Annotated in this window: 15 protein-coding genes; 5 read left to right on the forward strand and 10 right to left on the reverse strand. The window is 56.5% G+C overall.

Features of this window, described 5'->3' with window-relative positions:
* Positions 1–81 precede the first annotated feature (81 nt).
* A complete protein-coding gene (locus V8686_RS18055; RefSeq protein ID WP_340696192.1) occupies positions 82–897 on the forward strand; it encodes a hypothetical protein in 816 nt (271 codons plus the stop codon).
* 11 nt (positions 898–908) lie between these two features.
* On the opposite strand, the gene V8686_RS18060 is transcribed toward V8686_RS18055, so the two are convergent.
* Positions 909–1712, reverse strand: a complete 804-nt coding sequence (locus V8686_RS18060) for a DUF6036 family nucleotidyltransferase (RefSeq protein WP_340696175.1) — start codon at positions 1710–1712, stop codon at positions 909–911.
* On the reverse strand, positions 1709–2635 hold the full coding sequence (locus V8686_RS18065) for a helix-turn-helix transcriptional regulator (protein WP_340696176.1): 927 nt from the start codon (positions 2633–2635) through the stop codon (positions 1709–1711). The genes V8686_RS18060 and V8686_RS18065 overlap by 4 nt, the downstream gene beginning before the upstream one ends.
* 139 nt (positions 2636–2774) lie before the next feature.
* On the opposite strand from V8686_RS18065, the gene V8686_RS18070 reads away from it, so the two are divergent.
* Positions 2775–3098, forward strand: coding sequence for a hypothetical protein (locus tag V8686_RS18070; RefSeq protein WP_340696177.1), 324 nt, complete (start codon positions 2775–2777; stop codon positions 3096–3098).
* A 560-nt stretch (positions 3099–3658) separates the two neighbouring features.
* Here V8686_RS18070 and V8686_RS18075 read toward each other — a convergent pair.
* From V8686_RS18075 to V8686_RS18095, 5 genes are all read right to left on the reverse strand, one after another.
* On the reverse strand, positions 3659–4927 hold the full coding sequence (locus V8686_RS18075) for an orc1/cdc6 family replication initiation protein (protein WP_006825219.1): 1269 nt from the start codon (positions 4925–4927) through the stop codon (positions 3659–3661).
* Between the two features lie 172 nt (positions 4928–5099).
* A complete protein-coding gene (locus V8686_RS18080; protein ID WP_340696178.1) occupies positions 5100–7265 on the reverse strand; it encodes a type B DNA-directed DNA polymerase in 2166 nt (721 codons plus the stop codon).
* Positions 7266–7267: 2 nt separating this feature from the next.
* A complete protein-coding gene (locus V8686_RS18085) occupies positions 7268–7573 on the reverse strand; it encodes a hypothetical protein (RefSeq protein WP_340696179.1) in 306 nt (101 codons plus the stop codon).
* Between the two features lie 2 nt (positions 7574–7575).
* On the reverse strand, positions 7576–8520 hold the full coding sequence (locus V8686_RS18090) for a hypothetical protein (RefSeq protein WP_379707013.1): 945 nt from the start codon (positions 8518–8520) through the stop codon (positions 7576–7578).
* Between the two features lie 280 nt (positions 8521–8800).
* Positions 8801–10714, reverse strand: coding sequence for a DUF262 domain-containing protein (locus V8686_RS18095; RefSeq protein WP_340696181.1), 1914 nt, complete (start codon positions 10712–10714; stop codon positions 8801–8803).
* Between the two features lie 301 nt (positions 10715–11015).
* Between V8686_RS18095 and V8686_RS18100 the strand changes: the two genes are divergently transcribed.
* A complete protein-coding gene (locus V8686_RS18100) occupies positions 11016–11702 on the forward strand; it encodes an SOS response-associated peptidase (RefSeq protein ID WP_340696182.1) in 687 nt (228 codons plus the stop codon).
* 18 nt (positions 11703–11720) lie between these two features.
* Here V8686_RS18100 and V8686_RS18105 read toward each other — a convergent pair whose 3' ends face one another.
* A complete protein-coding gene (locus tag V8686_RS18105; RefSeq protein ID WP_340696183.1) occupies positions 11721–12749 on the reverse strand; it encodes a Cdc6/Cdc18 family protein in 1029 nt (342 codons plus the stop codon).
* A gap of 314 nt (positions 12750–13063) precedes the next feature.
* Between V8686_RS18105 and V8686_RS18110 the strand changes: the two genes are divergently transcribed.
* Entirely contained in the window at positions 13064–13609 is a 546-nt protein-coding gene (locus V8686_RS18110; protein WP_340696184.1) for a hypothetical protein, read from the forward strand.
* 205 nt (positions 13610–13814) lie between these two features.
* Positions 13815–14828, forward strand: coding sequence for a hypothetical protein (locus V8686_RS18115; RefSeq protein ID WP_340696185.1), 1014 nt, complete (start codon positions 13815–13817; stop codon positions 14826–14828).
* A 379-nt stretch (positions 14829–15207) separates the two neighbouring features.
* Here V8686_RS18115 and V8686_RS18120 read toward each other — a convergent pair whose 3' ends face one another.
* Positions 15208–18411 (reverse strand): DEAD/DEAH box helicase family protein, encoded by a 3204-nt coding sequence (locus tag V8686_RS18120; protein WP_340696187.1) that lies wholly within the window; start codon positions 18409–18411, stop codon positions 15208–15210.
* Positions 18401–21478 (reverse strand): site-specific DNA-methyltransferase, encoded by a 3078-nt coding sequence (locus V8686_RS18125; protein ID WP_340696188.1) that lies wholly within the window; start codon positions 21476–21478, stop codon positions 18401–18403. The genes V8686_RS18120 and V8686_RS18125 overlap by 11 nt, the downstream gene beginning before the upstream one ends.
* Between the last annotated feature and the right edge of the window lie 131 nt (positions 21479–21609).

The following is a 21609-nucleotide window of genomic DNA, read 5'->3' on the forward strand; positions in this document are numbered from 1 at the left end:
TGATGGATTCCTTCCGCTCTGTTGGTTAAGTTTTTCAGTGCCCGCGGAGGGGCGGAGGCGCGTTCTGATCTCCGTCGAATGATGACTGAACCCTATCTCACGACGGTCCTCGAGGAAGCCGAGCACGTCGCCGAGCAGCACGATCAGGTCGCCCGAACGACAGACAACCAAGCCCACGAGTACCTCCGATACGCCGTTCTTCGGGTGCTTGAAGGCGAGGCGGACCACCTCCCAGCAGACTGGACGCCGATCAACGGCGTGACCGTCGGCTACGGGAGCGACGAGGCGATGTACGACAGCTGGAGCTCCAGCGAAGACTGGTGGGAGACCGTCTCGCCGCAGGAGGCGTGTACCCGCTTCCGGGTGTTCTTCCCGGACGACCACCAGACAGTTCCCCGTGACATCGTCGACGTGATGGCTGCGCTGGGTGCCTGGCGCGTCTGGACTGGGTGCGCAGCCGCGTGCGGCTCCTACGACCATCGCGAGCGCCGCGAGGTCCACTACCTGTGGCCGGAAGGCCATCCGGTGGAGGAAGTGCTCCAAGAGCGGCTCAGGGGGCCTGCGGAAGCCGTCGCTCCCGACGGTGGCCGAACGGGCGACGTTCGCGACCGACTGGTCGTCGACGAGAACGCACAGTCGGAGGACGATCTTGAGCCCCGCACGAAGCGTGCCGTCGCCGAAGCGATGGACGTCTCACTCCTCTCGAAGGGTGGCCGCTACGAGTTACAGTCTGCGTCCGGGAACCGGTACGAAGTCGACGTCATCGACGAATCGTGTACCTGTCCCGACTGGCAGCAACGTTCACCCGAAGGCGGCTGCAAGCACCTGCGCCGCGTCGATCACGAGATCAAACGGGGCCGCGTTCCCCGACCAGACGGCCGCCTTCCCTCCCCGTAGTCGTGGCCAGACTACTCCACGGGACGGACTGTGTCGCCATCCCGACGGACCCGGTCGAACGTTGAGAGATACGCGATCCGGTCGTGAACCTCGTCAGTATCCAGCTCCAGTTTGGTGGCCAGTTCGTCGACGGTCATCGGCTCGTCGAGTGCCTGGAGGACTTCGAGCCCCCGGTAGTACCTGTTCGTGAGCTCCTGGACGCGGTCCTCGATCGGTGTGTTCACTCCGTACCGCTCCTCGAGTTCGACCAGCGCCTCGTTCGCGAACGTGGCGAACTGATCGTCCCCCAGGCGTTCGATCTGGGCTTCGAGTTCAGCCCGGACGACGTCGTAATCGAGGCCGGCCTGCACGAGCATATTCATGTCCTCGATGTCGTCGTCGCGGCCGGCGATCGCCTTGAACAGGAAGATATCTTCGTTGCTGACCAGCCGGACCGTCAGTCGATCCGTGTCGAGGAACGGCTCGCTGCGCTCTTGCATCCCGTCGGTGAGCACGAGCTTGTTCGCGACCTGTTGGTTGAAGATGTCGAGGCGACACCCATCGTCGTTCTCAACGCAGCTCGTCGCCCCCAGCGCCCGGTAATCTGGATCCAGCGATTGGACCTCCGCATACCCGAGGTCCATCAGGACGGCCCACAGCTGACCGTACGCGTCGCCATCTGGGACGACCAGGTCGATATCTTTCGTCGCCCCCTTGAGGTCGCGCAGCGACATCGCGCCACCACCGATCAGGTAGACCGTGAGCGGTTCAGATAGCCCGTCCCCGATTCGCTGGAATTCGTTCTCGATGTACTCGCGGCCGAATGTTGGTCTCATTGTGGTAGTGGCACCTCGTAGTCAGCCGCCAGCTCCTGGAACTCGTCCCACTCCGGGAGCCGGTCGTCGTCGACCTCGCCGTGCGTCTCGAGGTAGCGCAGCAAGGCGTCGATTTCGTCTTCGAGGCCATACTTCGCCCCCTGCTCTCGGAGATCCGCCTCGTCGACGTCGACGTGGCTGAGTAGAAGGAGACAGTACGAGCGGTGGCGGCTGCCGTCGTCGATTAACAGTGTGTGACAGCAGAGCTCCGCCGGCGAGACTGCGTCGAGGTCCTCGGAATAGACGTAGTAGCGGTGGCCGGTGAGCAGGAACTGGAGGTCGAAGGCCGCGAACCGAGCGAGGCCGGTTTCGTGGAACGCCTCCGCATCGATCTCCATCTCAGCCTGGGCGAGGAATTCGTCGTAGTCCTCCCAGAGAATCGTGCCCTTCGGGGCGACGGCTTCGAGACGTTGACGATGCAGATGGTGTGCGAGTTCACGGGCGAACTCGTGGAGACGGTCGAAATCGGCGTTGAAGTCATAGCGGCCGTCGGCTGTCCCGACGAGACCACGGTCACGAAACCGCTTGAGGACGCGGTTGACCGTGTTGCGGTAGTTATCGCTCTGGTCAGCGATTTCGGAGACAGTTCGCGGCTGGTCGAGGTAGTACAGCACCTCGAGTGCCTTGCCGGTCAGTAGCTCGGGGAAGTCAATGTGGGAGTGCTGACGAACGAGGTCCTGATAGAGTTCGACGGCGCGAGCATCCGACGGGACGACTCGTTTTCGCCGGCCATCGCGTTCCGTGTAGACGAGCCCTTTCTCAACGAGGTCGGCGACGGCACGAGAGAGGTAGCTCTCGCTGTGGTCGAGTTTCGTCGCGAGTTCGGAGATCGTGTCGCCGCGGTCGACCGTGGCGAGGACCTCGAGTTCGATGCGCCGGAGCACGGTGTAACATAATACGAAACTTGTATATAAAGAAGTTTCGAGTAGTGTTACAGCCAGCAATCGCGAGAACCGCCCCCCATCGTCTTAACCAACAAAACTATGGGTTTATCCGCCGTGTTGGTTAACACGAGAGTAGCCGATGTCCTACGAACCCCCGACCCCACCGGCGAACCTCCCGACGGAGATCGTCAACACGCTCAATGAAGCCACACCGGAGCATCTTCGGGACGTTGCCAGCTACGCCGAGGCGTTGGCCGAACACAAAGAGCGGGAAGCTCGGCTCGAGGAGGAAGCTGACGACGCCGACGTCGAGGAGCGCCCCGATGACCTCCCAGACGACGTGCCGGCGAAGGCGACGATCACGATCAAGGAGATCAACGACAACCGCTACTACTACTGGCAGTGGCGGGAAGGCGATTCGGTGACGTCGAAGTACAAAGAGCCGGTGAATCCCGACGAGTAGACGAGATGGAACTGTAGCCTGATGTTCGTTTCAACGTGATTCGTAGCGTAGCAGATGACACCCCCCAGAGTGTGAATGGGATCGGTTTACCCCACACCCCTCGGTGTGAATGGGCTACCAACCGGCACTCTCTAACGAGACTTCATGTCGAGAGAAGACAGAGCAACACGCGGATAGATTACGCCTCGTTTACCCCCACACCCCTCAGTGTGAATGGTCCACCACCCAGGGTACCGCGATTAAGAAGCCCTTAACAGCAGAAGTCCTCACGCCGTAGGGAGGGTTCTCGCCTCAGTGGCGAACCTTCGGCTTCGGCACAAGGCCTCGCCTTTCAGAATACGTCTACTCGGAGGGCTGTTTAGACTGTAGTATAATAAAGATAACTACAGCTGCGGTGCGGTGCAGTAGCGGGTCGGGCCAGCTGCCGGGGAAGAACGTGTAAGCCGCTGTCCGTGCCGTACTAGGTTCTTCAGACGAACGAGCCTGCTTCCTCGACTCGTACTCTATCTCTACAACCGTCGTATCCTATGGGGGACCATTCACACCGAGGGGTGGGGGTGTCACCATCCCATCAACGTCTGGAGTTCCGGCGTCGAGTTGATCAGTCCAGTTCGTGTACTCTCGACGTCTCCTTGGAGCGAATACGACCTGAACTTCCCCTGATCTCCGCCTTCCTTCTTTTTCGATTCGAGAACTCCTGTCGTCACGTGCTTGTTCAGAAGCTCAAGCGCACGATTGTACCCCTTGGGCTCTACTTCGACGTCCCGTGCTACTGTTTGGTAAACCTCGTGAATCTCTGACGTCCGGAACCATTCTTTTTCCGGGTTATTCCGGTCAAGACGCGTGAGAGCAAACAGGAGTAATTTCCCGGACAACGGAGTCCCTTTCACCATCTCCATAAAGAGTTCAACTTCGACGAGTTCGTCAGCTTCGAGAACGTGATTCGCGGTCACGATATCGTCGCCTTCTTCGTCGGCGATCTCACCCGCATTCCGGAACAATCGGACTGCCCGTCGAGCGTCACCGTGTTCTTCAGCTGCGAGTTCAGCCGTGGTTGGAATCACCTCGTCATCGAGGACACCGTCGTAAAACGCGTCCCGTCGATTTTCGAGGATTGCAATGAGCTGGTCTTCTTCGTACGGCGTGAACGTTCGGTGTTCTGGCTGGAGAGTCGATTGAACCCGTGACTCGATTTCTCCTTTGAATTCGATGTCGTTCGAAATCCCGATTGTAACGACTGGGAAGTCAACGTCGTCTTTTGATTGTGTCCGTGATAGCGTGTAGAGGACCTCGTTGACTTCTCCGTGCTTGTCGATCTCATCGATGATGACGACAAGACCGCCAGAGAACTCCCTCTGAACAACGGGCCACAATTTCTGGTCGCGATAATGCTCGGCTGAGAGGCCCTGATAGGGGACATCAAGCGGGTTCTCTGCTTTCGCGTTCACCTGCTCTGCGATCTTTCGGAAGGTGGAGGTATACGTAGAGATGGGGTCGGGATTAATGTAGGCAGTAACGATCGGGGAGTCCGTTCCCGCAGTTGCTGCTTCGAGCCGCTCACAGACGTGTCTTGCAACTAGTGTCTTCCCCGTCCCGGTTTCGCCCCACTCCAGGACGTTATCCGGGACGCTGTTTGTCCGCATCTTCCGGAGATTCTTGGCCAAGAACGTGATATGGTCGTCTCGTCCGACGATTCGATTGGCGTCAGGGACGTTATCGATCTCGAGTAGCCATGGCTTCTCAAATATATCCGATTCGTCTTCGCTATCTCCCTCGTCGACATTTAATATCTCGTCGACGGTTGTTTGCGTGGAATCGTTGTTTGGCATAAGCGGACCAATTCGCCCCATTCACATATAGGTTGTCCACCCTCGGTGTGATTGATTCCCTCCATTCACACTCCGGGGGGTGTTCCATAGAGCAAGGCCCCCCAGAGTGTGAATGGGATTGACCTCGTCGCCCACTTGTGGTTTTGCTCGCATCAAGTGACTCTGAGCCTACTCATCCGTTCCGGGCCGCTGTGAACTCCGTCAGCTCCACCTCTCGTGTCTCTGCGAGTCTCCGTCGAATGTCTGTACGATTCCACCCGAGCGGCAACAGCACGCTCTCGACAGCTCGGACCAACTGCGTCTCGTAGTACGAGGCGTCGTAGGTCTCGATCTCCTCGTGGGCGAGGGCAACACGGTCTCGCGAGGATTTCTCGTCGTCGACAACTACGTACTCGATATCCTGGCCCGGGTGGACTGCCAGTTCCTGCTCGCGGGCTCGCTTCAAGGCGGCCACGTTCTGGGTATTCTGTGAGTAGCCTTCCAGCGGCTTGGAAACACGATTCCGCTCGACGAGCCGCTCCACTGCTACGTTGCCCGCCTGCAGTTCGTCGATTGCTCGTTCGAGACGCCTGAGCACCGCGTCCGGTGACCGCGTGGCATCGAGCCGGTCGAGACAGTCCCGCTGGACGTCCTCGATGAACGGCGGGGTCGAGCGCTGCCGGGCTTCGATGCCTCTGATCTTGAAGTCGTCGTCGCCGGCGACCTTGCCGAAGTACTTCGTCAGCGCGCCGGCGTCCCTCTCGCGCTGCGGCACGAACGCCACCCAGTCGTAGTGGGCTTCGTGTTCGAGGCGAATCTCGACGCAGTCGGTGATCTCCATTGCGAGTGTCTCGAGGTCCTCGCGGTCATCGTCGTCGACGTCGGGGTCCGGGGTCACCCAGATGGAGTCGACGATGCCGTGGACGACCCGCCAGCCGCCGGCTTCCAGCCGCTGTTTCGCCGTCAGGAGAATCTCGCGAGCGAATGCGTTAATCGCTTCGTGACACTCGATGCGGCCGAACTTCGCGTTGCTGAACCCCTGATAGCCGAAGCAGGCGACGAGGATCCACTTCAGCGCTCCCGACCGCCCTTCGAATTCAGCCAGGCGGTCCTCGTCGGGGTCGTCTCGATCCTTTTCGCGACGGATGGCCGCCTTAATCTCGTCGCGTGCGTCGATGATCGGCTGTAGCACGTCGACGAGGTAGCCCCGGTCGTCGCAGATCGAGTACCCGAGGCCGGGGACGTCGTCGCGGTCGCTGTGGCAGTCACACCGGATGACGTCCGGCGAGACGTTCCGGGTACAGATGATGTTCGGATACAACGAGGAGAAGTCGAGTTCGTGGACGTTCTCGTGGAGGCCGACCTCGGGCGCGAAGATGAAGCCGCCACGGTCGGCGTCGTGGAGCGTCCCCATCGGCTTGTAGAACTCGTGGCGCCAGGAGTTCCACGGGACGAGGACGCCGCGGTCGTGGGCCTCACAGATCTGGATCGCCGTGAGGACGTTCCCGATCGACGCCCACGCGAGCTCCTGGACGGGCTTTTTCGAGCGCGACACGAGGTCGAGGACGCCGTCGAGGTTCGTCTCCCCGTAGAAGAACGTGTTCGACTCGTCGATGATCGCCCGACCGGGGACTTTGTACCGCGCCGGCGAGTGGCCGACACGACCGTAACTCGAGTACGTCGACCGACTTGCGAGCTGCTGGAAGTCGATGTCCGGCCACCGACTCAGCGAGAAGTCGTCGACGCCGGCAGCAGTCGCCATCTCGTACAAAGTAGGGAAGATCTCGCTCGTCGAGCAGATCAGGACGTCCGGATCGTGTGCGTCGAGCGCCCCCTGGACGGCGGTCAGGAGATCCGTCGGCGAGCCGGTGACGATGTCGCCGGCGACGGACAGTTTCTCGTAGACGTCGTTGCTCGTTTCGGTCACCGGGACGCTGAGCCGGAGCGTCGACAGCTCGCTCGCCGGCGTCGGATCGGCGCCGGTCTCCAGACAGTACCGGAACTCTCGCGAAAAGTCCACGTTGAAACAGGCGAGATCCCCGACTGGATAGTCCGACAGTTGACGCGCCTGCCGGGCGAGTGGAGTGACGCGATCGATGTGGGCAACCTCGACTGCGAGAACGGCCTCCTCGTCTCGTCGAAAGCCGGTGCGTCGCGTAACCATCTCGGTCGCGACGACGTCCGGGTGCTGGTCGTACACTGACTGGAGTATCGTGAGGTCGAGGTCGGCATCAGGGTCGCGAGCGGCGACGTAGAAGCGTGGGGTGTAGTCATCGCGCTCGGTCGCGACGGCGCCGTCGGCGGTTGCCTCCCACTCCAGGACGCGGCCGTCGTCCAGAAAGTCGATACTGAACGGCATCGTCACGGGTTCGCGTCCGGTGGGGCGCTCTCTTGGTCATCGCGTGCTGCGACCGCGGCTTCGAGCTCCTCGAGGCGCTCTTCGTGGTCGTCGAGGCGGGACTCCTGTTCGAGATCGATGCTGAGCAGCGCCGGCAGCAGCGGGTTCTGGTGGTTCAACAGCCCGCTCGCGTCGGCGTGCTCGCGGGCGTACTCGAACAGCCGGTCGAAGTGCGGTTGGTCGCGACGCCGCAGTGCCCGGCGGAACTCAGCCCAGCGCTCTTCGATTGCCTGCAGCGCATCTCGGTAGGTTGGGTTCGTACGCCCCATCGCTATCGTCCTCCTGCCCCGGTTGCGGTCCACGCATCGAGCAAGGGATCTGCGGTGGCCGCCACCGTCTTACCGTCAGTGGTGACGCCCGTCCCGACACCTTCCGGGGTCGGAGTCGACGGCGCCGGCGTCGTCGGCTCCACGCCGACCTGCGTGGCGCGTGCCGCGAGCAGCTGCCGCCAGTACGCGAACGTCGTTTGGTAGTACGCGCCGTCGTCGACGGGATAGATGAGCGTCTCGAAGTCCTCGCCGACGACCCGTGGGCCCATCCGCGTCTGCTCGCACTCTAGGTGGTGGTCGGCGACCGTCGCGACTGGCTCGGTGAATTCGTTTCGTTCGTTTCGCGTAACGAGCACCGGGATGTCGTACCCATCGGCGTAGGTCGCCAACCGGGCGAGAGTTCGAGCCTGAAGGGTTTTCGCGTGGGTCTCGCCGAGGGTATCGTTGGCGCGATACTGGGCGTCGACGGCCGGCGCGACGATGAGGGCGGGTGTGTGGGGCGACGTGTCCACGTCACGACCTGGCGTCCCTCGACCGGCCGTCCTGGCGTCGGTGGTGGACATCTGGATCGACTTGTTCACTGCTGTCGGGAGATCACAGACGGCGCCGTAGTGCTGGTAGGCGGTGAATCCGCGTGCCACGTGGATTCGGTTGAGCAGCCGTTGACTGGGCGCGATTTGAGCGAGTGTCGTCGTCGTCGCGTGACCATTTGCGTCGACCCAGAAGGCGGGCCCGTCGTGCAGGAGGAGATGGTCGAGCACGAGCGACTGCAGGATCGGGACGCCGCGGCCTCCCTCGACGTCGAGCAGCGTGATGCCGTCATCGAGCTGCGGCAACAACATCCCGTCCGTAGCCGGATCGGCCTGGTCAGCGAGGGACCGATTGCGGTCGGCTCCCCGTGTCGGCTGGTCCACCGCCAATCGGTTCGACGTTGAGTGTTCTCCCATACTCGACTAGTTGTCTACGTTCCCGATAAGCCGCGGCGTGTCGCTTCCGCGTTTCAGGGAATCGATCAGAATACAACGAGTGGCGTCGCTGTTTGCGTGTTTTCGTGTTAGGATGAACACTTCCGAGAGCAATTCCGATATGAGGCGCCTCCTCCGTTAACCAACAATTGGATGCATATGCCCTCTTTCTGTTGGTTAATACGTAAGGAGCTCAGTAGGCCAGTGTCTCAGTTTGATTTCTGTGAAAATTCTAAGGAAACTGCGACTTGGAGTTCTCTCTTCACTTCACGTATTTGTCTATCAAGTAGTCGGTAATCTGCTCTTCGCGAGCCTGAATAAACGCTTGTGCGTTCTCCGGGGTCGGCTCGATATCGGGATACTGATTGATACGTTGGATACGCTCAGCCTCGGCGTTGCCGAGGTCGTCCAACCAGTCGTGGGGCCACTGATCGCTTTTGATCTCTTCGTTCATCTCGTGTGGCAACAGCTGTAGATTCCCGATTCGATTAAGATCAACAGTCTCGCCAATAGATTCAGATACGGACTCTTTCCTGCTTTTCGGGTAGATGTGGTCAACCGAGTAGTTGCCAATACTGGTGGACGTCGATTGAGTATACGATTCCTCGATGAGGCCGAGTACTGCCGTGACGTCTGTGTCGGTAAATACAGGCTCTCCTGGACTGCTCTCGTAACGAGCGTTGGCTACGACTCGACGGATGTCTTCAGCAGATGGGCTGATGTTCTCCGATTCAAATAGTTCGTCTCCAGGGAAAACGATTGGTTCGTTGGGGTCTGGTTCCCATTCACGAAGGTATCGCATCCAGTTGCGGCACTTGCCGTAGGTCAGAACCTGGTAGTACTTGTTCAGCAAGAGGGCTCTTGCGACGAACTGGAAAACACTCTCGCGGTTCGCGTCGGAGACCTCAGCATCCGGATTCTGGTAATAGAACACGCCAAGCAGGGCGAAGATCGGCATTGTGTTCATAACCGAGCTCCGAATCCCGCTCTCGATTACTGTCTGGAATGCCTTCTCAAGCGATGTCCGAAACCACTCGAAGCGCCGTCCGGCGACGACGGGCTCATTATACAGCCACCGCTCGCGCATCTCGTCCATTCTTTCTTCGTCGATACTGCTAAGATTGCTGCGGAGGAGGTCTGTTCCGACTAAGTATGCTGTATACCGGAGGAACAGCTTCCGGTCGATTTCTTGCTCATACTCAGGGAACTTCTGTTTAAATTCGTCAATCCAATCTTGGATGACCTCCCTAGGATTGATCCGCTCGTCCTCCTCTTCTGCGTACGGCCAATAACTCATTAGTTTTGAGAGGAGGAGCTGGTAGGGCTTCGGATCAGAGCCCTCCATGTTCAGCCTCGTGAATATCTCGGGAATTTCGGATCTATCCTTGTTCGTACTGTCCGTTTCGAGATCGTCCTGTAGAACGTTGCTCGTAATGTCTCTCGCGACGGCCATCGAAATACTGCGCAGTTGGTAGCGGGTTTCGTTATCCGCCCTCAGTTCGGCGGTATCCACGTATTCATCGACGACTTCGCTAAGCGATCTTCCCTCAAGTACCGTGGAGTTCCCGGTGCCACATTCGTCGCCTCCGTTCCATAACTCCCCGACCGGCATCCACAGGTGTCGCGTTTCGCCGGTCATGGTATAGCCCGTCTCGTCCGTTCCTCCAAACTTCCCTGTCGATTTGAACTCAAACTCGTAGTCGCCTGCTGTATCGTCGCGATCGTACTCTGGGTGACCGAATAGGTCAACACACAGCCGCTGGCCTTCCCAGTACTGGAGCTCATCACTGGGCTTCCCCCGTCCGCCATTATATACTGTTATTCCACCCTCGACACCGATATAGAGCGAGTTCAAGCGCTGCTGGCCGTCTATAATCAGAATCTCCGGTTCTTTGTCTTCAACCTCCTGATTGTAGAGGTCGTATTCCGCCAAAACTGGATCCGGTGGCCGATAGTCATCGGCAACGTACATCCGCAGGAAATTATACGAGTTGTAGTCGCTGATATTGGCCGCTCGAACTCTCCATTCAGTTATGGCTCCGATTGGATAGTCTCGAATCAATGAATCGAACAGTTCCTCAATCTGCCTGGGATTCCAGACAAACTCCCGCTGGAGGCCGGGAAGAAAGATATGGTCGTTTATTTCAGACAAATAATCCGAGACCTGTCTGGACATGGTCACCAGAACGGAGGATGAGTATTTATACTCTGTCGTCGCCCATCGAATTCCGGGTGTATCCTGCCCCGGATCAACTCGAAGGCCTAGCTGAGCTGCTAAGTTACGGTGTGGGTGAGTTAGTCGCCGAATTTTGGGATCGTGCGTCCGGTTCCGTGAAGTTTCCAGAATCAGACTTGTCTAGTACTGCCTCCGTTAACCAACACTCTATGGATGACGGGGCGTATGTTGGTTAAGCACGTTGGTTCCACGAAGTTCCTGTGCGACCACGTTGAAGATGCCTCCCTCCGAACTCTCTAGTATGTGTGGCCGGAACTCGCTCTTCATCGACCAAGCAGACCTCGAGGCTCGCTTCGACGCCGAGGTCGTCGCAGACGGCGGGTACACACCCCGGTACAACATCGCTCCTGGCGACGACCTCCACATCATCACGAACGAGGCCTCCGACGAGATCGACGCCTACCACTGGGGGCTGATTCCGTTCTGGGCGGATGAGCCCGAGGAGGGCATCATCAACGCTCGCTCCGAGACTGCTGACGAGAAACGCGTCTTCGAGCGGGCGTGGGAATCCCGCCCCTGTCTAGTCCCCTCGTCAGGGTTCTACGAGTGGAAATCGCCGAACGGCGGATCGAAACAGCCCTACCGGATTCACCGCGAGGACGATCCCGCGTTCGCGATGGCCGGCCTCTGGGACGTCTGGGAGGGCGAGGACGAGGCGATTTCGTGCGTCACGATTCTCACGACGGAGCCGAACGACCTGATGAACTCAATCCACGACCGGATGCCGGTCGTCCTCCCGAGGGACGCCGAATCCGACTGGCTCGCCGCAGACCCGGACACCCGCAAGGAACTGTGCCAGCCGTACCCGGAGGACGATCTGGACGCCTACGAGATTTCGACGCGGGTCAACAACCCCGGCAACGACGATCCCCAGGTCATCGAGCCACTGGACCACGAGCAATCGGGCCTCGACGAGTTCAGTTCCTGATAGCTGACGGCGTCACGGTCACTGCATCGGCGACGTCGCCGCTGAATCGACGAGCGAGTACTCTCGGTCCCGACTCGTCCCTTCCGCCTCAAGGAGGTTGTACTGCTCCATCTTCGAGAGGTACGTGCGGATAGTCCGTTTCGTCCGCGGATCATCGACGTCCTCGGAATAGCGTTCGTGGATTTCGCTCGGCCCGACCGGCCCGTGCTCGCGAACGATATCGTAGACGACGCGCTGGTGCGGCGTGAGCGAGTCGAGGCTCTTCTGCTTGATTTGGGCCCGAGCATCCTCGGCGGCGTCCAGGAGAATGTCGTCGGTGATGCGCTCGTGGTTCTCGCGATCAGCCTTGCCGGCGGACGTTCGGAGGATGCCGATTGCGAGGCGGGCGTCGCCGGCGGCCGCGTCGGCGATCCGGTAGAGCTGGTCGTCAGTGATGATGTCCTCGTCGAGTCCCCACTTTGCCCGAGCACTCAGGATATCGTACAGCTGCTCGTCGTGGTACTTGTCCATCCGGACGTGTTCGCTGGAGCGCAGCCGGCTCACGAGGCGATCGTCGACGCGGCTGAACAGCTCCTCTTCCTTGTTCGCGATGCAGATGATCGCGAACTGCGGGAGACTGTGAAGGTCGTAGATGACGCTGGGGTCTTCGAGCTGGTCGACCTCGTCAAGGATGACGACGGTTCGCGGGCCGTCATGCTGCTGGAGGCGGTCGACGAGTTCGTCGTGGGGAGTCGACTGCCGGTGGATGTCGATGGTCGCGCCGAGGTCATCGAGGATCTGGTAGAGCGTCCGAAATCGGGTGTAGTTACGCCAGCAGTTGACGTAGATGGCCTCGACGTCGAGGACCTCCTCACGTAGGCGTTCGGTGACGAACTTCGAGATGCACGTCTTCCCCGTTCCGCTGGGTCCGGTGACGATAGCTGTGTCGGCTGGTTCGCCGTTCGTGATGGGCTCGAGGACGCTAGAGAGATGGTTGACTTCGGCGTCGCGATGCTCAACTTCCCGAGGGACGAACCCGGCCCGGAGAACGCGAGCATCGCGGATCATCTGTGGTTGAGGAAATCCTTCTGTGGCAGGATATATAAGCGTATTTGGGTTGTTTCAGGAAAGCATATTCCTACAGCTCATCAGTATCGATTTACCTCTCTGCGCGGCTTATTCTACTCTAATCCGAACTCAGCTTTCCGGAAGTCCTAGGAAAACGTGGCTTCTGCCACCTATTCAGATTAACCAACAAATTGTCGCATGGCTCACTCTGTTGGTTAACTTTGACACTCTTGACTCACGCTAGTTTCAATAATTTCTCCTTTGGGATGATTCTATACGAATAATTTATTAACTATGTCTTGTATGTAGTACGTATGCTCGCAGTTCCCGATTGGCTCAAATGGAACTACAGCCTTGCCCCACGACATGCGATCTTCGTAGTGGGTGTACTATTCGTGACAATCGGATACTGGCGACTTCTCCCAGAGAGAGGATTTGATTCGATCACTACGTCACTGCTCGTGGTCGGTGCGCTTGGAACGCTCGGCGCAGCGATTCGCTGTTCGATGCAGGAACGTATGACGTTATTCGCGTGGAGCGTTCTAACCCTAGTAGCTGCCTTTCTTGGTGGAATTGAGCTCCTGCTCATCTACGAGAAAACGTCGATGGCGAATATGAGTGCAACACACCTTGAAGCAGCAGTACTGTACACGCTCGCTACTGCAGCCTTCGTCGTTGCTATTGAGCTATTCCTCACTATCACCGGTGGAATCATTCGACGGGCTCTATCCTCACGTTGGGGTGGGGGCGGATCTGGTTCGACGCCTGAAGAGCGGATCCTGACTGATACCGAACTTCAAGAAGGAGGATATACCGAGAACTCTGATCTCAAACCAATCCTCGGCCAGTTATTGATATAGCATGCGTCGACGCAGCCGATCGAGGAACCCGCAACCAGATAACTGGCGTCTAGTGATTGCTCTTCTTGTAGTATTCGTTGTTCTGAGTGGGCTGTCCGCTTATCTCGGAGTAGTCGCATGGTTAGCGAATTTCATTCATGATCTGTTCTTTGGTGCTGCTGTATAGTTCGTCCTTGACTCAGGAAACAAAACTAATTATCAACGAATGAATCGAAGGACGTACCTCAAATCAGCTGCATCAATTTCTGCTGCAACTGTTCGTTTCCCTACGATCTCTGCCGCGAGCCCCTCTCACGAGTTTATCGATGAATTTGGGCTTGCTGTTGTAGACTTCTTCGACGACGATTGGGAGAGGAAAGATCTTGAGAATGAGGTCGGGGAGGCCGTCAATTTCGTTTGCTATGCATATGGAAAGCTAGCTGACCAGGAAGACGAGGAACACTCCGCCGATGCTGGATTTCTAAGTCAGTTAGAGCAAATCAGCTTATCCAATCTCAAACAGAACCCAGAGGCGTACAATTGGATTGTTGAATATCTCCAAGATATCGTATACTTCGTCAGCGAACTCGATGTTTTCGCCGATTCAGTGGCCGATAGGCTGGAAAGCTTCGCTGAAGACGCCCGGAGCATTACGAAATACATCCCCTTGATCGGGAGCATCAAAGGTGTCCTTGACTCTGGCTGCTCGATTCACAAATCACTCGAGCGTGATGAACAGGTCGCTGAAAGCGCCTACCTGGAATTTTTCAAGTATGTGGCTTTGGCCGTAGTCGAGGTTGTTCTTCTCGTCACCGGCATCGGAGCATCGTACCGGGTAGCATTCGGTGCCACCGGCTGGGTGAATCAACAGCTAATCAATGTCGTTGGACGGTCCATCGGCTGGAGGGCGTATGCTTGGGTGCTAAGTCAGATCCACTGGGGAATCAGAGTTGCATTTGCTGAAGGGTCCGGCCTGGCCATAGACCGTACCGTTGGGGAGGTCACAAACATAGTCGTCTCTGACGCTCAGACGGTTGAGACGGATTTGGATAAAGAGGAAACACGGCAATGGGTTCAGAACGATGTGGAGGAGATCATTGGCTATGTCGCTGATGGAGAGCTCGACTATATGCTCTGGGAGCTTGATCAGTTGCAAGAAGAGACCCTCAGGAAGGCAGAGAGGCGACAGGACCGAATTCTACAATCAGTGAACGACTTCGTCGAGACCCTCCCGTTCTAATATAGAACTCTACTCCAGAGACCGTTTCCAGTTGTGGTAGTCACCAAGAAAAAGTCCAGTCCTGTTCTTAACCACTATATCTCAGATTTTGAACTCTTTTTTGCTAATTCACCCTGCTGGGACTACGTCGCGGTGACGGAATGAAATTGGAAGTTCCTCCTCTGTTTCCAGAGATTGGACAGTATACGTATACGCATCTAACGACCGACCAGTTTGAGAATCTAAGTCGTCAATCGCAACTTCCGTGATCTCGCAAATCATTCCATGGTATCGGCTATCTGGATCATCGGGACCGAGATAGATACGCACTATGTCCGACACCGAATACGGCTCAGAAGCAGGTTGGGGAATGTCCTTCAATGGATAAACTCCGTTCGCGTTATTCGGCGGTCGTTTTCTGCGATTCTGCAGACGCACTTTCGAGCACGTCTTCTACGATCTGGCTAACCTCGTTTGGGAAGTAGAGTCCTGCCTCGTGGAACTCTTCGCGAGTGTCCACCCGCGACAAGTCTCGAAGGTCGTTCAAATTCGTCTGGGAGATGACGTAGGAATGTAGGGAGACGTGGTCTTTGCCCGTCCGCTCTGCTAGTTCACTCTCGTACGAATCGATTCCGTCATAGAATTTAACGCGGTGGTCTTCCACTGGCTCTCCTTCTCGAACCATACCGTGCGGTTCCAGGAAAACAATGTGCTGAGTGTCTCCGTTCTGAAGCCACATGATGAAGTCCGGGAAGAACCGATTCCCATCGCTGAGCAACCCGACGCCTTTCCCCCGTGATTGATTTCTGAGAAGATATACCTCCCATGAATCGAGGATATTCTGGCCGTCGGGGGATTGGAAATAGCTTTTTAGATTTGTCACGAGCCGTTTCTCGCCTTTGTTCAGCGGTGGTGGCGAATAGTCGATGTCCTCTTCGTCAATACTTGTCTCCTCAGCGATAAGTGGGAAATACAGGTGGCGGTCGAAATGAACTCGATTCGGTTTCCCGTCAGCATTTGTGTACAACGAGTCGTCCTCGACTGCTTCCTGCAGTTCGCTCAGGAAGTCCTCGGCGCTCGTTTTGACTGACAGCGTGTACCTATCGAAGAAATTCCCCTGTTCGCGAGTTAGCTCATCGTCCATCGGGACGTAGGACAGCTGGCTCTGTTCCCAATTGCTCTGTCGTCCAGAATAGAACTCCTTGATGTATTTCCGGAGAACCATCACGGCAATCTGCTGTATCTGCTCAAGGTCGTCGACGTGCTCAACCTCGAGCATTGACTCCGGGCAGTACAGCGTATAATACTCGTTGGAGAGGATCTTTTGCAGTATTCTCTTCTCACAGACCAGATTCCGGTATCCCTTCTCTTTGCGGAACTGCCAGACCTTTCGGTAGATCTCGTGCCAGTCCAATAAGTCGAGATACTCTTCTGGGATTGTCTGAGGCTCTTTCTCATCAACCTCGTTCGCGGATTCATCACGGGACGACAGTACCCCAACTTGGGGCATAATGTCTATCTCGGGCGTGATATCGCCTGTAGCTTCAAGCTCCAGGTTGACCTCGTCGACGTACTCAGAATCAACCTCTGGTCGTACAACTAACAATCCCTGGTTCTGGAAATGGTCCTGGGTTTGAGTCTCGATCTCTACGACTTCACGCGGCTCGGTGTCGATCCCCTCATCGGAGAGGTAGTCCCGGAACTGCGCCATGTAATCGGCACGAACGCCGAAGACGTTCAGCGTCTCCAGAAGCGGAAGGTTCGATGGCGGGTCTACTTCAAGTTCTGAAGACCGTTTGAGCGTTCGGTCTTTTCCCAGAAGTCGGACTCCTCTCCCGAAGAGCTGGATGACTTGAGACCCTTCTCCCCGCCCGAAGTTCATTAGGCCCATCGTGGAAACACGCCAAGAGTCCCATCCCTCGATAAACTTTCGCGACCCCATAAGCACGTTAATCGGTGAGTCGCGCTTGTTGATGGAACGGAAGAGCGATTTCTTGAACTGGTCTGATTCAACGGTGATGTGCTCGTACTCACCTTCGACTCGGTCGAGGAACACCCGGTCCCCACCGATATTAATCACACCAAAGTAATCATCTGTCCCGCTCGCCCGAAGACCGATCTCCCCGTCTGCATTCTCGATGTTGACGAGATCCAGGCCGGACGACGCACGAACGTGGAACATCTCCTCCAGTAGCTGATCGTAGATATCATCGCCGTCGAGATCGGTGTCGCGGAGCGCTTCAAGCGCGTCGCCAAACGGATCGATCTCATCATCGTCGACCAACCCGGCGTCTTTCTGAAGAACGCGGTCGATAGCCTCCGGTACCCAATTGTCCTCGTTTCTGAGAACTTTAGCCATGAAGTTCAACGACTTCTCGACGTCGGTGAGGGTCCGGTCCTCGTTTTTGCTGACCTCGGATTGTGTCGCTGCGTTCACCGTGTGGCCAACGAAGACGAGAAGTGGGAATTTGATATTGTACGTGTTCCGGACCGTATCTGGGTCTTGGTTGAACACGTGAATCTGCTCGTAGTAGGTAAGGAGATTCGCAAGCAGATACCGATCACGGAGGTCAGTATCGACCTCACTCTCCAGATTCACAATATGGTAGTCCTTCCCGTATCCGTCATCGTAGAACCGGGGATACGAATAGTCGAAGAGGATTGACTTCCCGTACTCTTCCTCAACATCGACGCTTGCCTTCGAAAGTGCCTGCCCGAACGTCGCACTGTATTCGAAAGTAAATCCGTCTTCGGCGAGACTCTCGCGAAGCTTCCGCCACGTCTGGCCCTTTCCAGATCCCTTGTGCCCTTCGTCGACGAGGACCAGATTGTTGTGTCCGAATGATTCGACCTCTACGCTGAGCCCCTCGCCTTCCTTCTCTTCGACCAGTTTCTGTATCTCGATGACCTTAACTGGATTTTCGCCGGCGCCTTGCAGTTCGATAGTATCTGCATTGAAGTGGTGACACGGAATGCTACTCTCGTGCAGGTCCTCGATGTGCTGCTCCGAGAGGCCTTCATTCGGTGTCACGAGGAGAATGTTCTCTGGGAGGTCCTCCGAGTCCTCTACGTAATCGAGATACTGGTAGTAGTTGATGTGCATGAGCAGTGTCTTTCCACTGCCCGTTGCCATCCAGAACGCTAGTTTGTCGAGATCACTATCGTCGAACTTGGGGAACTTGATCCGTCCTTTTTCCTCGTTCTGCTCGTTAACAAACTCGTTGAGGTTGGCCAGAAACGCTTCTCGATTGTTCACCACTCTATCGAGATACGCCTCCGTCATCAGACACGCCAGCACCTGGAACGGCTTCAGCGTGATCGGGTCAGATCGCCGTTCGTTGAGTGCTTCAGTGTGTGCTCTGACGTTCTCGTCGTACTGAAGCAGCTGTTCAGGCGTCAGAACATCACCATCGGATTTGAACGAGACGAACCGATAGACGTCGCTACGCCCCTCGTCGTCGTACCCCTCTTCCTGGTTGTCCAGTTCCTCGTAGTACTGGCGCACTGAGCTGGGGTCGTTCGGGTCGTCAACGCCGAAGGCATCACGGAAGTAGGCCGTCAACGCCATTCGCTTCCGTAGCTTCTCAAGCGCACTACGCGACATTGGGGCTCTCCTCCATCTTCTCTCGGAACATGATTTCGAGCGGTTCTGCCTGCGCGATCTGGCTCTCGCCGTTCACGTAGACGCGATCGTACGATTTGCTGTCGAATTCATCGTCGAACCAATCTTTCTCTTCTTCGTAGTCAATGTCCTCCGTCGGTCGCCACGCTGTGAGGACTGTTTCAACCCCCGACTCAGTATCGACCTCACACTCGGTCACAACGTATTTGCGCTCCTGATGGGTCTCCTGCCAGTACTGTCGGACATCAGCTCCGATGAGGTAGTGGAACGTCTCGACGAGGTCGACGGTCGTTGGCTCACGGCTCGTTCCGTTCTGCTCGATTTTCAGCTCGTGGCTAAACGGTTCGTCGAACGTACCTTCTGGGAGAAGTGAAGCGCTGTCTTGTGATTCGAAGTCAAGCATATATCCCGACGTATAGTCGTCCACTTCTTCCTCCAAGTAATCCTGCAAGGGACCGCTGGATTCACTCAGAACAATATTGTTGAGTGCATCCTCGTAGGATTCGAGACGGTGGTATTTCACCAAGTGTGTCTGACCGTCGCGGGTTTCAGGGACACCCTCAGACCACTCATTACTGAAGGCGATCTTCTGAATACGAGGTCTAAGGACAGTGTCGAAGTAGTCACCCATTTCAACCATGAGATACGTCCTCTCCTCCTCGTCGTCTTCTCGATTAAGCTCCATTACTGCCTGGGCCGTTGTACCAGACCCCGCAAAGAAATCAAGAACCACATCTCCGGGGGCAATACGGAGAATGCGTTTCATGAGCTTTGGCGGTTTTGGGCTTGAGAAGGGGTTCTCTTTGAATAGTGCCTGTAGCTCCCGAACTGCCTCCTGATTGTGACCCGCCTTCTCATAACTCCAGAAAGTTCGAGGTACAACCCCTCCGACTTCACTGAGGAATCTCTTATACCGAGGAGAACTATTCGTTCCATCTTTCCCCCACCAGATACGATTGTCTTCTACGTGCCTCTGGTGCTCCTCTTCTGAATACGCCCAAACCCGATCCTCCGTTGGGAATATTTTTTCTCCGGTGTTGGGATTCTCAATCGGATAATAGAGATTAGGTCGTTCATCCTTGGACTTATTTGAGGTATAGTTGTCCGACATCCAAGGCCCACGAGGATCATCGTCAGGATTCGTATAACTCTTGTTTTGTTTCTCAGTCCGGGGTAGCTTTTCCGGCCTCCAGACACTCTTGTCCTTCGCCCATACTGGAATGTAGTCGTGGTCATCACTGAACCACGTGGCATCGTTCTGAGGGGCATACTTCTTTTGCCAGATGATATTCGCTACAAAATTCTCCTCACCATAGATCTCAGCCATCAACTGATTCAGATTCCCCTGCTCGTTGTCGTCGATGTTTGTGAAAATAGAGCCCTCCTTTCCCAACAGACCTTTTGAGAGGTTTACTCGATCCGCCATCATCGAGAGCCAGGACGAGTGCTGGTAGCGGTCCTTATACAGGAAGTCACGTCCCCCTGTGTTGTACGGCGGGTCGATGTACGTACAGTCAACCTGATTACGATACTTCTCCATGAGGAGATTCAATGCTTGGAAGTTCTCGCTATTCAGTAGGACTCCGTCCGTGGCTTCTTCGATATCCTTGAATGCAGACAAGAGTTTCAGCTTGAACTCGTTATCGAACAGCGCGGTGTCGATCATCACGTAGGGGTGGTTATTCAAGAACGTCTGATCGAACTCACCCTGCCACTTCAGATCCGTATCCCACTGGTCCGTATTGTAGACCTCCCGCCACTGTTCCAGCTGCTCGTCGTTTTCAAGAATCTCGTCGTGTAGGTCGTCAGGGACCTGGTCGAGCGTGACCATGTAGTCGGTCTGGACGACAAACTTCTTCTTCTCGAAGAGCCGCTTCTGGAACTCCTCAATCTGCGCGAGGAACGAGATGATGCGTTCCGCAATATCGCGCACTGTCCGGGCACGAAGCACCGGGGGAGACGAACCGTCGTTCGCCTTGATCAGTTCGTCGACGTCGAGAACCTCATTCTGGAGGAAGAACTCGAGCTCGTCCTCAAGGAACTTCTGGAGGTCCTTGTGGACGAAGTAGTCCATGGAGTTCTCCGAGACGTACCGGTTGAGGTGACTTTTCAGTACCGTCGAGGTGGCGTCATCCTCTTTCTCAGCGGTGAGGATGCGTTCAGCATCTGCGTCCTCCACGTAGCTTAAGATACGGCCTTCGAGAGCCTCACACCGCATCTCGGGCGTCATGTGCGCGAATGAGCTTCGGTCGTCGTCTGTCGCCTCGTTGTATGCCTCGACGTAGTCGTCGGCCTCGTCTTCCGTGATCTGTCGGTACTGGAATCGAATCGTCACCGCCTGCTCGTCCGCGTCCGTCGAAACCGGGTCACCACGGCCAAGCACGAAGTATCGGCTGTCCCCCTTCACGTTGTCCTGCGGTACATCCGCCTCCTCTAAGCGGAACTCCACGGTCCACTTGTTGGCATCAAATCGATAGTCCGTGAAGTGCTCGCCTGTTTTGACGTAGTACTGGTCGTTGTTTGCCCAGTGGAAATACGTCTCTTCCCCATTGTACGGGACGTAGTACTTCGAGTCCTTTGAGGAGATCCGGCGCTTGGTGTGAAAGTCACCGTCTTCGTAGTACCGGGAAAAGAACCGGTACAGGTCGTTGAAGATACGGGCTTCGGTCTCCTCAGCGACGACGACGTCTTCCCGCGTCTCCCAGAGGTCCTGGTACTCTTCGAGGTCTTTCTGTCCGAGACTTGCGTACTGGTCCTTCAGCGATCCATCGGGGTTGAAGATATCGTCGTCCCAGTCCTGACGCAGTTCTGCGGCTTTCTCCTCAAGCTCTTCTTCGATCTCGGCGCGCTTCGCATCAGCCAGAGATTCGAGACTTTCGTCAACAGCGTCGAGGAGATCTTCTTCGATGAACTGCTCAATTCGGTCTCGACGCTGGTTCAGTATGCGGTAGACACCAAAGTCGAGATCGGCAGCATCGAACTGGAAGAGATCCCGTAGCAGTTCCTGAAGCTGTTCTCGATTACCGTCTCGTGTAGTTTGCGTAGACATGATTAGGTTCGTGATTGGAGGGGCCGCTCAGACTGAGGCGCACCGAGGAACGCAATCCCAATGTTCCTGTCGAATGGTCGTTCTTCAGCTCCGTTTTCCGTATGGTATTTGACCATCCGTATGCGGCTATG

The organism is Haloplanus litoreus, assembly GCF_045690335.1.
GTDB lineage: Archaea > Halobacteriota > Halobacteria > Halobacteriales > Haloferacaceae > Haloplanus > Haloplanus litoreus.